This window comes from Nonomuraea sp. NPDC026600, from assembly GCF_040638335.1.
In the GTDB taxonomy this organism is placed as follows: domain Bacteria; phylum Actinomycetota; class Actinomycetes; order Streptosporangiales; family Streptosporangiaceae; genus Nonomuraea.
In genome coordinates, this window is sequence record NZ_JBEZYD010000053.1 from 26868 (window position 1) to 38833 (window position 11966).

General features: G+C 72.7%; 17 protein-coding genes. All 17 read right to left on the bottom strand.

Annotated features, from left to right (window positions below; genetic code table 11):
• Positions 1–18 precede the first annotated feature (18 nt).
• Complete coding sequence (locus AB0F17_RS59590) at positions 19–1857, bottom strand: hypothetical protein (RefSeq protein ID WP_358044226.1); 1839 nt, start codon at positions 1855–1857, stop codon at positions 19–21.
• 3 nt (positions 1858–1860) lie between these two features.
• Positions 1861–2508, bottom strand: a complete 648-nt coding sequence (locus AB0F17_RS59595) for a DUF1643 domain-containing protein (RefSeq protein WP_358044229.1) — start codon at positions 2506–2508, stop codon at positions 1861–1863.
• Complete coding sequence (locus AB0F17_RS59600; RefSeq protein ID WP_358044231.1) at positions 2505–3143, bottom strand: hypothetical protein; 639 nt, start codon at positions 3141–3143, stop codon at positions 2505–2507. Before AB0F17_RS59600 ends, AB0F17_RS59595 begins: the two co-directional genes overlap by 4 nt.
• The gene (locus AB0F17_RS59605) at positions 3144–3500 is read right to left on the bottom strand and encodes a hypothetical protein (protein WP_358044234.1); all 357 of its coding nucleotides are present in this window, start codon (positions 3498–3500) and stop codon (positions 3144–3146) included.
• Positions 3500–3901, bottom strand: a complete 402-nt coding sequence (locus AB0F17_RS59610; RefSeq protein ID WP_358044237.1) for an RRQRL motif-containing zinc-binding protein — start codon at positions 3899–3901, stop codon at positions 3500–3502. Before AB0F17_RS59610 ends, AB0F17_RS59605 begins: the two co-directional genes overlap by 1 nt.
• Positions 3898–4569 (bottom strand): NUDIX domain-containing protein, encoded by a 672-nt coding sequence (locus tag AB0F17_RS59615; protein WP_358044239.1) that lies wholly within the window; start codon positions 4567–4569, stop codon positions 3898–3900. The genes AB0F17_RS59610 and AB0F17_RS59615 overlap by 4 nt, the downstream gene beginning before the upstream one ends.
• Positions 4566–5270, bottom strand: coding sequence for a hypothetical protein (locus AB0F17_RS59620; RefSeq protein ID WP_358044241.1), 705 nt, complete (start codon positions 5268–5270; stop codon positions 4566–4568). The genes AB0F17_RS59615 and AB0F17_RS59620 overlap by 4 nt, the downstream gene beginning before the upstream one ends.
• Entirely contained in the window at positions 5267–5797 is a 531-nt protein-coding gene (locus AB0F17_RS59625; RefSeq protein WP_358044245.1) for a hypothetical protein, read from the bottom strand. The genes AB0F17_RS59620 and AB0F17_RS59625 overlap by 4 nt, the downstream gene beginning before the upstream one ends.
• Positions 5794–6363 carry an NUDIX hydrolase gene (locus AB0F17_RS59630; RefSeq protein WP_358044248.1) on the bottom strand — a complete coding sequence of 190 codons (570 nt, stop codon included), beginning with the start codon at positions 6361–6363 and terminating at the stop codon, positions 5794–5796. The genes AB0F17_RS59625 and AB0F17_RS59630 overlap by 4 nt, the downstream gene beginning before the upstream one ends.
• Before the next feature lie 138 nt (positions 6364–6501).
• The gene (locus AB0F17_RS59635) at positions 6502–6693 is read right to left on the bottom strand and encodes a hypothetical protein (RefSeq protein WP_358044251.1); all 192 of its coding nucleotides are present in this window, start codon (positions 6691–6693) and stop codon (positions 6502–6504) included.
• A 55-nt stretch (positions 6694–6748) separates the two neighbouring features.
• A complete protein-coding gene (locus tag AB0F17_RS59640) occupies positions 6749–7048 on the bottom strand; it encodes a hypothetical protein (protein WP_358044254.1) in 300 nt (99 codons plus the stop codon).
• A complete protein-coding gene (locus AB0F17_RS59645; protein WP_358044257.1) occupies positions 7045–7527 on the bottom strand; it encodes a hypothetical protein in 483 nt (160 codons plus the stop codon). The genes AB0F17_RS59640 and AB0F17_RS59645 overlap by 4 nt, the downstream gene beginning before the upstream one ends.
• A gap of 7 nt (positions 7528–7534) precedes the next feature.
• Positions 7535–8020 (bottom strand): hypothetical protein, encoded by a 486-nt coding sequence (locus AB0F17_RS59650; RefSeq protein ID WP_358044260.1) that lies wholly within the window; start codon positions 8018–8020, stop codon positions 7535–7537.
• Between the two features lie 73 nt (positions 8021–8093).
• On the bottom strand, positions 8094–8231 hold the full coding sequence (locus AB0F17_RS59655; protein ID WP_358044262.1) for a hypothetical protein: 138 nt from the start codon (positions 8229–8231) through the stop codon (positions 8094–8096).
• 110 nt (positions 8232–8341) lie between these two features.
• Entirely contained in the window at positions 8342–9139 is a 798-nt protein-coding gene (locus tag AB0F17_RS59660) for an RNase adapter RapZ (RefSeq protein WP_358044265.1), read from the bottom strand.
• 37 nt (positions 9140–9176) lie between these two features.
• Entirely contained in the window at positions 9177–9440 is a 264-nt protein-coding gene (locus AB0F17_RS59665) for a hypothetical protein (RefSeq protein ID WP_358044268.1), read from the bottom strand.
• Between the two features lie 43 nt (positions 9441–9483).
• Complete coding sequence (locus tag AB0F17_RS59670) at positions 9484–11946, bottom strand: DNA translocase FtsK (protein ID WP_358044271.1); 2463 nt, start codon at positions 11944–11946, stop codon at positions 9484–9486.
• Positions 11947–11966 lie beyond the last annotated feature (20 nt).

Genomic DNA, 11966 nt, shown 5'->3' on the forward strand with positions numbered 1-11966 from the left:
TGCGGTGAAGGTCGGCATTCAGGCCATGTCGAGCTCGGCGGCGGGCGAGCCGTCGCTGGTCGGGCTGGGCGGGAAGTGGTTGGCGAGCGTGGCCAGCACCGAGCACGGCGCCGGGACGCAGCATGCGGTGATGATCTGGCCCGCGCTCTCCCCGGCCCAGTCGCCGGCGCGCACGCTGCATACCGGGCAGGCGGCCTCCGCGGGGCAGAGTTCGTCGGCGGCGTGCTCAACGATGTGACCGCCTTCGCTGCAGGGCTGCCAGACCAGCGCCGTCGGCGCGTGTCTGGTCGCGGCGACCAGCAGCTGGACGGTCTCTTGCGGGGGGTCCAGCGTGAGAGCGTCGGCGGGGGCCTGTGCGGCGGCGATGATCGCCTCGCAGAGGTGGCGGGCGATCAGCGGGTCCGGGATCAGCTGGGCGAGCATGGCCCGGTCCCGCTCGGTGGGGGTGAGCGCGTCGAGCTCGGCTTCGATCGCCTCGGGGCCGTTCGCGATGGCGGCCGTCCAAGCGCACTCTGGACACACGTGCAGGCGGGGGCAGTTCCGCTCGTCGCGGCCCAGCCGGGCGCAGACGGGGCAGGTCGGCGGATGGAGGTGGGCCCGGTCGAAGGGGCGCGGGCTCAGGTGGACCTGCAGGCCGCACGCGGCCGCCGTCTGGCGCTCGCGGCCGTCGCGGTAGGCGGTGAGCGCTTCGGCGCGGTCGACGGCGTGGTCCTGGCCGCCCCGAAGGTAGCCGCGGACGTAGGGGACGTCGGGCAGGTCGGGCAGCGCATCGCCGCCGTCCCAGTAGGTGATCGGCCACGCGTGCGGGGTCGACGGAGGGACCAGCAGTTTGGCGCTGAAGTCGCAGAAGCCGATCGGGCGGGGATCCCACAGGGCGTAGCCGTGGGTGATCGTCGAGCGCACCCGGCCGGCGCCGCCGATCAGGCTGGCCAGCGGGTCCTTCACCATCGCGTCGGGCGCGAACTGGGTGTGCCGGACGTAGTCGGCCACCGCCTCGACCATGCGCTCGACATCCACGTGGCCGAAGGTGAACAGGCTCTCGTAGTCCCCGCTGTCGTACAGCTCCAGGCCGGCGGCCGGGAAGCCGTCCGGCGGGTCGGTCAGCGGATTGCGGGCCGGGGGGACCTCGCCGCCGGTGGTGACGAGGGCGATGAGCCGCTCCCGTTCGGGCGGGGTGAGAACGACGTCGGCGGCGTAGGCGTGGCCGCCGGAAGCGGCGACGGTGTCGATGTGCAGCACGCTGTTGCCGGCAGCGCTTTGCGTGACCGCGGCGATGAGCGCGGCGCCGATGGCGAGGTCCTCGCACTGCTGGGGCTCGTTCTGGCAGTCGGCGAATTCTCGTTCGATGGTGTGGTCGTTGACGAGCGGCTCCGCCGGCGCGTCGGCGCGGTGGCTACGCAGCTCCTCGACCAGGTGGGAGCGGTGGCGGGGGTGGAGGGTGAGACTGTGACGGTGCCAGGTCTGGCCGTCGCGCCGGTGGCCGATGATGAGGTGAACCCAGTCGACGTCCAGGCAGGCGTCGTTGATCACATACGGTTCTGCGATCCCGGCGGCTACGCCGAGTGCGTTGGCGCCGGTCAGGTCGAAGGGACCGGCCGGGGCCGGCACGTCCTCATCGGGCCGCGTCTCCTGCTCGGCGAGGCGGCGCCACGCAGCCTGGTCACGCCGCCAGGCGACGGCGGTGAGGGCGGCCGGTACGAGGAAGACCAGCCAGGAGACCAGCACGGCGGCCGGTCCCACGGTGTGCGGGTGGGCGAGTTCGACCACCGTCATGCCGGCCAGCCCGGCCGCCGTGACGGCGAGCAGGAGGGCGGCGGCCCGGATGCGGCAGTGCCGCGCCAGAAGGGTGTAGTTCACAGGTCAGGCCTTTCGTGTCGACTGCGAAGGTGCGGTCCGTCTGTCGGCGGGGATGGGCGGGATGGGCCAGGGGGCCGGGAGGAGATCGGCTCGCTGTCGCAGCGGGTGGACCGGCTGGCCGGCGGCGGTGGTGCGCAGGCACAGCGGCCGCAGCGGCGCCAGGAGGTCGGCGACGTGCCGCCAGCGCTGCCCGATCTCGGGGTAGCGGCCGCCGCCCCAGGCGACGATCAGCCGCTCGACGCCGTCCCAGCGGCTGCTCAGCCAGGTGTCGTTGTCGGGACCGACCGGGTCGTCGACCCGGGCGAGCTCGGCGGGGTCGGTCGCGCGCCAGGCGAACAGATTCCGGATGATCAGCCCGTCGAAGCCCCAGGCGGTGCTGTAGGCGCGGCAGCGGCGTACGGTCTGATCGTCGCGCTGGGCGTCGGCCACCGAGGGGTTGAGCATCGCCCAGCCGCACAGCCGGGGCCGATCAGGGTTGGCCCAGATCCGGGTCAGGTTGTAGCGGTAGGGGCCGTTGATCACGGCGTCTGCCTGGCACGGCCGCCGATCGGCCCCAGGCGCGGACGCGCTCATGTCAGCACCCAGGGCAGGTGGGCCTTCAGCGGCGGCGACGATTTCGTTCACGGCCGCCAGGCGGTCGCGCCCGCTCACTGGCCACCACCCTGACCAGCCGCTTGCACGACGCCGAGCATGTGGATGAGGTCGTCGAATTCGGTCGGGCTGGCGGCGTAGCGCTGGCACAGCCGCCGCACCGCGGCCGCCTCCTGTTCGGTGGGCGGGAAGGGCAGGCAGACCATCAGCGCGTTGTGCTCGATGTCGAGGGAGGTCTCGCGGGCCTTGACCGGCGGGGCGGAGTCGGGCTTGGGCGTGACGGGCCGACGTCGACGGGCCTGCGGCCGCGCCGGCGCTCTGGCGGGCCGGAGTGGTGCCGGCTCGACATCGGTCATCTCGGCGTCGACGGCGGTGTCAGCGATATTGGCGACGGCTTGCTCGGGAGGAACAGAGTGGGTCTCGGCCGTGGCGGCCTGCTGGTCGGCTTGGGCCTGGCGGTGCTCGGCGGCCACGACATCGACCAGGCGGCGGCGCAGGTTCTCCACGGCGGCCAGGGCCCGGTTGGCGGCGGTGCGCGTGCCGGTGGCCGGGCAGGTGCGGGCCAGCGCGATCAGCTCGGCGGCGTCGGCCTGGCGCAGCCGCGAGAGCATCGCGCCGAGCACCTCCGCCTCGGTGACACTCTCGGCGTCGGCCGCCGGGGTGCTGGTATCTGGCTCGGTGAGGGTGGTGGTCATTCAGGTCACCTCGAACAGCGGGTCCATGCCGGCGGTCAGCCGGGCGAAGCGGGTACGGGCGGCGTTGGCGATGTGAAAGGCCAGGTCATAGGACAGATGGCACCGTTGGCACATGGCCTTGAGGTTGGCGTCGGCGCAGTTTTCCGGGGTGTGGTCCAGGTGGGCGGTGGTGAGCACCACCCGCGATCGGGTGACCGGGTGCGGTTCGCCGTGAACGGCGGGGCAGCGCCGGCCGGGGTGGCGGCCGCACTCGCCGACGCACTCGCAGAACCCGCCGGCGCGCTCGAACCGGATGCGGTTGCTGATCTCGGGCCAGTCGGCCGGGTAGCGGATCTTGTTCTCGGGCCGGATCGGCATCAGACGCGCACCTCCCAGCCGTGGCACTCCTTGCAGGCGCCGTAGCGTTTGGGCAGGCAGTAGGGCTGCTCGATGCCGCAGTCGGGGCAGATGCGGCGGGCGCGCAGCGCCTTGCCGATCGCCTCCAGCTGCGCCTGGGTGGGCTCGCGTTTGGGCTTGGCCAGCTCCCGGTCGTACAGGTAGGCGACCGCGATGCCACGCGGCACGCCCCGGGCTCCGCTGGTGCGCCGGGTGCGCCACATGATCTGCGCGCACACCTGCTGCCCGCCCGGGCGCAGCCCGTCGGCGGCCAACTGGCGCTTGGTGGCCAGATGGCCGGGCGCCATCTTCCACGGGTAGGTGGGGATGCCGCCGAACCGGGACCCGTCCGGGTCCCAGAACGGCACCCGCCCTTTGCTCACGACCGCCACTCCGCGGCCGCCGTGAGCAGGTCCTGCAGCAGGGCCTGGTGCGCGGCGAACACCCGTCCCTGGTAGGTGGCCTGCAGGTCGGCCACCAGGACGGCGTAACTGTCGGCGCGCACCCACGCGGCCCGCGCGGCATCGTCGGAGCCGACCAAGGCCGGGAGGCTGTCGAGCCGGACGGTGCCAAGGTGGGCCGCGGCGGGCACGGTCACCATCCACGCCTCATCGCTGGCGCGCGGGTCGGGCACATACCGGGCCGGGTGCACCTGCCAGAGCGCGCCGTCCAGGACCAGGCCGCTCTCTTCAGCGAGCTCGCGGACGGCCGCCCGTGCGGGGTCCTCACCGGGTTCCACGTAGCCGCCCGGAAGCGCCCACCCGTGGCCATCGACCCGCTCGACCATGGCCAGCCGTCGGCCGTCGTCGGTGTCGACGGTCACGACGGCGTCGGCGGCCAGCTGCTCACCCCAGTGGCCCAACTGGTTGCGGCCGTACCGGATGCCCGTGCTTTGGCACGGGTTGACGGGGCGGCCGTCAATCACGGCGAAGGGGATCGCCGCGCACGCCTGGCGGGCGGCCCAGTCGATCTGGGTGGGATCGGTCTGCGGGTCGGCCCACCCCTCCCGGACGCCCCGGTCGAACACATCAGGATGCGTGTACGTCGTCATGACCGGCAGTCCTCCTGCGCGCTGTGATCGCGGGGGTGGCAGCGGCGGCAGCAGGTCAGCCAGCCGCGCTCGTCGGCGGCCAGGCGGGCGATCGGCAGGCACTGGCCGCACCACGGCGGCCGCCCGTCCAGCGGCGCCAGCGCGGCGATCAGCGGCCGCACCCGCTCAGCCAGCGGCACCGCGCTGAACGGACCGGCCAGCGCGTCGGCGAGCGGCTGCTCCGTCCAGCCGACGGCCAGCAGGTCCATCAGAACCTCCTGGCTGTCCCAGCGGTCGTGATCGTCGTCGCAGGTGACGGCCATCAGCAGGTCGCCGGCGCGGTCGGCCAGGGCGTCGGGCCGCAGCGCGTCCCACAGCCCGATCGGCACGCCGTCGGCCTTGAGTGCCTCGCGGGTGCGCCTCCAGTCGACGTCGTCGAGCGCGCCGAGCTGGTCGGCCGCCACCAGGGCCTGCCAGGGTGAGGGGTAGTCGCGTTCGCCCTGGATGGCCTGGCCCTGCCAGTGCGCGATCAGCCATGGCCTCTCATCGGCGCCGAGGCCGTCGCCGGCGGTGGCGGGGCGGCAGATCAGCAGGCCGGGAACGTTGGTGGTGTAGGCGGTGGTGGTGACGTACCGCCTGCGGGTGTGGTGGTAGAAGGTGTACGGGGTCAGGGTGAGCACGACGTCGGCTGTGACGGCCCCGCCCACGGTCGGGGGCATCACGCGACCCTCCCCACGAGCATCAGCACCAGCGCGGCCACCATGGCCACCAGTGCGCCCAGCAGCAGGAGCACGGCCAGCTGCAGGCGCCGGTTCTTGCGGTCGGTCAGCCGGGAGCGCTGCAACAGCTCGTTGCCCAGCCGGAGGGTGAGGCCGTTCTGGTTGACGGCCAGGGCGTCGATCAGCGCCTCGACGCTGCCGGCGGCGGCGTAGGCAACGAACCCGTAACCGGCCTCGACGTCGGTGCGGCCGCGGTCGCGGTGGGGCGCCAGGGCGGGCATGATCACCCCGGCCAACAGCACCGCCAGCGCGGCGGCCAGCAGCACCGCGGCGGCGATAATCGCCCCCAGGGCGAGCAGCGGCAGCCGGGCGATCCCGGCGCCCGCCACCAGGATCGCGATCATGGTGCCGGTCAGGCCGATCAGCCCGGTGGACTTGGCGTCCAGGCGGACAAGCTCGGCGCGCACCCCGTCCAGTTCGCGCTGCAAGTGCGCGGGAGCGCCGGGGAAGGACTTGAGCGTGGTCGTCATGCCCGCACCTGCCCTGCGGCGGTGTCCTCGATGGCGGCCAGGTCCTCGCGGTGCGCGGTGATCAACCCGGCCATGCTGAGGAACAGCACCCACACCGGTTCGATGCCGGGCTCGTGCTGCCATTCGGCCTCGGTGATGTCGCCGTAGGCGTACAGGGCGGTGCGCAGGCTGAGGACCTGCAGCTCGCCGGCCGTCAGCCAGCGGGCGTTGCGGGTCTCGCGCGGGCTTGGGGCCAGCTCGCCGTGCACCTCGGCCCGGTAGATGAACCACTCGTGGCCGACGCCCTGCGGGCCGTCGGCGCGGCGGCACCGGTTGTCGCGCCAGCGGCGGGCGATCAGCTCCAGGCTGTCGACGGTCAGGCCGACCTCTTCGCTCACTTCGGCCGTGGCGGCCTGCTCGGGACTGCCGTGGTCGTCGATGTGGCCGGCGGGCGGCGCCGCGCCCCACGGCAGGGTGGCCCGGTTGAAGACCAGCAGCCGGCCCTGGTCGTCGTGGATGAGGATGCCAACGCTGGTGTTGTCGCAGCGCTTGGTAGCCGCGACGACGCCGTTGGTGGTCTGCGTCATGATGGAGATGCCCTTTCTGATCTGTCTGGATCGAGTGGGGTGTGCGGGCGCGCTTGCCGCGGGCTGTCTTGGCGGATTGCCGCGGTGATGCGCGCCCGTCTTGCTGCTCGTGGTGAGCGTCTGGGCGTCGAGGCGCCGTCAGGTGATGCGCTCGACATCGGCGTGCGGCCAGATCTCCACCTCGCCGTCGTCCAGCCGGACGTGGGACTCGTGCTCGGCGGGGTCGGCGAAGGTGACCTCGCCGCGCTGACCGGTGCTGGTGTTGCGCACCTGATCGCCCTGGTAGATGCCGTCGACCTGGTCGCGTTCGCGAGGGTTCTGGCTTGCCATGTGTCTCTCCGGTTTCCGTTGGCTGGGCTGGTTGGTCGGGTGGCTGCTGGTCGGGTCAGGCGGCGCCGGTCATGGCGTCGTACAGAAGGGCGGCACGCAGCACGAACGCCGCGCCGTCGTCGTCTGGGCCGCATTCGTCGTCGTTGGCGCTCTGCAGGTCGCCCGCGCGCAGGCGCAGCGCCAGGTCCTGCTCATCCAGGGCGGCCGCCAACCACTGGAAGATCGGCTCGGCGTTGATGATGACGAGCAGCGGGTTGTGCCGCTCGCTGGTCAGCCGGCTGGCCCAGCCCAGCGCGTCAGCATGGGCGTCGGCGCGCTCGATCGGGTCGATGGAGTCCGGTCGGGTGCTGCTCACCGCGCCTCCCGGCCGGCGAGCTGGGCGTAGGCGGTGAGCTGGGCGTAGGCCAGCCCGGTCAGCGCGGACTGGACCAGCACGTCGCCGGCCGTCGGCGCCTCACCGCCGTCGTGGGCTTCGGCCAGCTCGCCGGCCTGCTCCAGGTGGTAGAGGGCGTACTGGTTCTGGCCGGGCAGGCCCGGCACCAGCCCGTACAGGATGGCCAGCAGGGTGTGGGCGATGGCGCTCTCCCGGCCGTCGGCCTGCTCGCTGCGGCTGTGCCGACGCAGCAGGTCGCTGGCCGTGGCCAGGTGCTGGCGGCCGCGCGGGTCACCCAGCAGGACGGTGCCAGCGCCGAGTAGCGCGTGCACGACGGCGCGGTCCACCGCATGGGTCAGCAGCGCGCTGCCGTGCTGCGCCGCCTGCCGGGTGGCCGCATCCAGGAAGTGGCGGGCCTCGCTGGCGGCGGTGGGCCGCGCCTCGGTGAGGGTCTGGGTCATGGCGGTTCTACTCCTGATGGGATCGGTTACGGGCATGCTCGACCGTGGGGGTGAGCGGGAACGGGGCCGGGACGATGGTGTCGGCGCCCCTGGTCAGGGATTCCTGTAGGTGGGCAATCACCCGGTCGTAGAGCGCGATGGTGCGCGGGTGGTTGCGCGGATCGCCGATCGCGGACATCGCGACCTCGTCGGCCCACACCATGGCGGGTCCCGGGACGTCGTGCACGGGGGTGGCCGTGAGGTCGATCGTGTACGGGTAGAGCAGCGGGTCGGCCGCCCGGTCGGCGATGCCGAGGAAGTGCAGGCGGCGGAACCACACCCGGTAGCCGGACGCCTCAGCCAGCGCCTGGGCGCTCTCCTCCGCGATGTTGCCGCCGGCGTAGCGGCCCCTGATCACGCTGCCGTCCTGGTGCACGAGGTACTCGCGCCCGCCCTGGCTGTGGCGGTAGGGCAGGACCTCGAACACGTGGGGGTTCTGGCGTCTTCTGGTCACCGGGCTTTCCTCCTTTGAAGCGGTTGCTGTCGGGGATGGGTTGGGGGTGCGGGTGCGCCCGTCCGGCGTGAGTTCAGCCGTTGATCTGGACGTTGGTGCCGCATCCGGAGCAGTCCATGAAGACCAGCTCCTCGCACTGGTTCAGCGCGGCGGCCGACACCCGCAGCGCCTGGCCGCAGGTGCCGCAGTACACGGTGACGGTCTCGGACATGTCGATCTCCCTTTTGGGTGGCGGGGATTGCGTGGTCGTAGCCCCCGTCGGGGCTTGGGTTGGTCGGGCCAGCCGATCGGCCAGTACCAGCCGTGGCGCGGCTATTGGGGTCAGCGGTCGGTCCGGGACCGGGGCGGGGCCAGCCGGAGAACCCATGCGATCAGCGCCACCATGGCCAGTACCGCGAGCGGGACGGTGATCGGCGCGGGAGCGGAGCTGAGGGCGGCGATCAGCAGCAGGACCAGGACGACGCCGAAGAGACCGAACCCGCTCACGGCCCTGGCCGGTGTCCTGCGGGCCTTACTGCCGTCTCTGTCCGGCTCGCGGGCGACGTCGAGCGTCGGCGCGGTGCCGCTGCCACCGGCGGTGGGCGTGAGCACGCGGGGCAGGTGGGCGTGGCGGTGCTCGATCGTGACGCGGTGGCCGCGCCCGCGCAGCCGCTCACCGAGCAGTTGGATGAGGGCGCAGGCTCGGTGCTTGCCCCCGGAGCAACCCACCGCGATGCTGCGCGGCCCTGCGGGCAGCTCGGCGTATTCGATCAGGTTGTCGATCAGCTCGGCGGCGCCGGGAGTGGCGAGCACGACCTGCTGCACGTGCGGGTGGAGGCCGTCCAGGTCGAGGATGTCGCGGGCGGCCGCCGGGTCGCGCAGCCGCTCCCGCACGTCCTCGACCCGGTCGGCCGCCGGCGGCACCTCGCCGGGCTGGTGCAGGTAACCGAACGAGATCAGCATGAGCGTGCGGGCGGGCTTACCCTCGCCGGTGCCGTTCAGCTCGTGCAGCAGCTGGCGGCCGCATCGGTCGCTCACATTGAGGGCGCGCCCGAGCTCGGCGCCGGTGAGCTCAGGGTTGGCGGCGAGCAGGGCGCGGGCCGTGTCCGTCCTGTTCGCGTTGGTGGCTGTGATCGTCATGTGCGCGTGCTCCCTTTGGACCGGTCGAGACAGAGGTTCAGTGGTCGCGGATCTGGCTGGCCAGCCACGCGGCCGGCGCGGCGGCGGCGCTGACCAGCCAGTCCGCCAGGTGGTCGTCGACCTCGGCGGCGATGGCCTTGATGAGGGCCTCCAGGTCGTCGGGGGTGTCGGCGGCGTAGCTCGCGTGGTAGACGGCGGCACCCAGGGCGTCGGCGTCGCCGGTGATGGCCTGCGCGACGTCCTCGGGGAAGTGCTCGCGCACGGCCGCCTCCAAGACGGCGGGGATCTCTTTGGCACGCATCGCGCGTGGTCCTTTCTTGAGAAGGGATGGCCGGTTTGGGCTGTCAGGCGGGAGCTGCGGCGGACCGCAGGTCCTCCAGCAGGTGGGGCAGCTGGTCGGGCTTGATCAGCAGCTCGCGGGCCTTGGAGCCCTCGCTGGGGCCGACCACGCCGCGCTGCTCGAGCAGGTCCATGAGGCGGCCGGCCTTGGCGAAGCCGACACGGAGCTTGCGCTGCAGCATCGAGGTGGAGCCGAACTGGGTGGTGACGACCAGCTCGGCGGCCTGGATCAGCAGCTCCAGGTCGTCGCCGATGTCGTCGCCGTCGACGGCGGCCGTGGCGGGCTGGGTGGTGTCGGCGAAGACGTCGCTGCTGTAGGCCGCGGCGGACTGCTCCAGCCAGTGGCCGACCACGGCCGCGATCTCCTTCTCCGAGACGAAGGCGGCCTGCAGCCGCACCGGGGTGCTGGCGCCCATCGGGGAGAACAGCGCGTCGCCCTGGCCGATGAGCTTCTCGGCGCCAGGCTGGTCGAGGATGACGCGGGAGTCGGTGAGGGACGACACGGCGAAGGCCAGGCGGGAGGGCACGTTGGCCTTGATCAGGCCGGTGACCACGTCCACGCTGGGGCGCTGGGTGGCGATCACCAGGTGGATGCCGGCGGCGCGGGCGAGCTGGGTGATGCGGACGATGGAGTCCTCGACATCGCGCGGGGCGACCATCATCAGGTCGGCCAGCTCGTCGATGATCGTCAGCAGGTACGCATACGGCTTGACCGGTGTGCCGTCGTCCTTGGTCAGCTGGCCCGCGCGGGCGGCTTTGTTGAAGTCGTCGATGTGCTTGAACCCGTGCCGCTCCAGGTCGTCGTAGCGGCGGTCCATCTCGCCGACGACCCAGGCGAGGGCTTCGGCGGCCTTCTTGGCGTTGGTGATGATCGGCGTGATCAGGTGGGGGATGCCCTGGTAGGCGGCGAGTTCGACCCGCTTGGGGTCGATGAGGATCATCTGTACTTCGTCCGGGGTGGCCCGCATGAGGATGCTGGTGATCAGGTCGTTGAGGGACACGCTCTTGCCGGCGCCGGTCGCGCCGGCGATGAGCAGGTGCGGCATCTTGGCCAGGTTGGCCAGGATGGTGCGGCCCTCGACGTCCTTGCCCAGGCCGACGATGAGCGGGTGGCGGTCGTTCTGCGCGACCGCCGAGCGCAGGATGTCGCCGAGCGCGACCAGGTCTTTGTCGGTGTTGGGGATCTCCACGCCGATCGCCGACTTGCCCGGCACCGGCGCCTGGATGCGCACGTCCGCCGAGCCGACGGCGTAGGTGATGTTCTTGGTCAGGGCGGTGACCTTCTCGACCTTGACGCCGGGCTCGATCTCGATCTCGTAGCGGGTGATGGTCGGGCCGCGGGTGTAGCGCTTGACCTGCGCGGCCACGGCGAACTCGGCGAGCACGCCGTCGATGGCTTCGACCATTCGCTGGTTGGTCTCGGTGGAGGTGCGCGGCATCGGGCCGGGGCGCAGCAGCGCCAGGCTCGGCACGACCGCCGGCCGACCGGCCGGGGCAGGTCCGGCGGGCGCGATGGTGGCGGCGATGGTGGCGGTTTCGTCGGGGCTCGTGCCGGGATCGGCGGGCTGGCCGAACGGGTGGCGGTCCGGCACGGTCGAGGTATTCGGGTGTCCGACGGTGGCAGGACCCTGTTCGCCCACGACGGGGCTGTCGTAGGGGGTGTTGTCGGTGAGCAGGTCGGGGTTGACCGGCCGCCGGATCGGCACCACGACCGGGCGGGTCGGCTGGCTGTCCGCCTGCATGTGCTCCTGGTCCTGGTGGTGGGCGGCGCCCGGGTGGAAGGCCGGAGCCGCAGGCGCGGCGGCCTGGGGGGCGCGCAGCTGCGCCAGGCGGTGCTGGAGGAGCCGCTGCGGGGTGCGGATCGCGGTGAGCAGCCCGCCGATCAGCGCGACGATCAGGATGGTGATCGCCCATCCGTACGGCAGCGCCGCGGCCGGGCTACCGACCAGGGCGCCGATCAGGCCGCCCGCGGTCATGATGTCCTGCATGCCGGGGGCGCCGCTGGTCAGGTGCGCCAGGGCGGCGCCGGCGGCCGTCACGACGCCCCATCCGATGCTCAGCCGTACCAGCTCGCGCTTGCCGGCCAGGCCGCGCAGCAGCTGCCAGGCCGCCACCATGGCCATCACCGGCGCCACCGCGAGCAGATCCCCGATCAGCAGGCGCGCCACCACGCGGGTGAGGTCGGTGACCGGGTTGGTGAAGGTGCTCCAGGCGGCGGCCGCCAGCAGCAGGGCGCTGAGCGCCAGGCCCAGGCCGATGCCGTCACACGGGTAGGCGGGCGAGGTGGCGGCGCCGGTGCCGGCCGCCCGGACAGTGCGGCCGACGCGGATCGCGGCGCCTTGCCAGCCGGCGGCCGCCAGGCGCGCCGCCTTCGAGGTCCGGGACGGGCCGAGGTCCGGCGCCGGTGCCGGCGCGGCCGGGCCGGCGCGGCGGCGGGTCTTGATCCGGCGGGACGGGTTGGCGGTCATGGCGAGCTCCTTAGGTGATC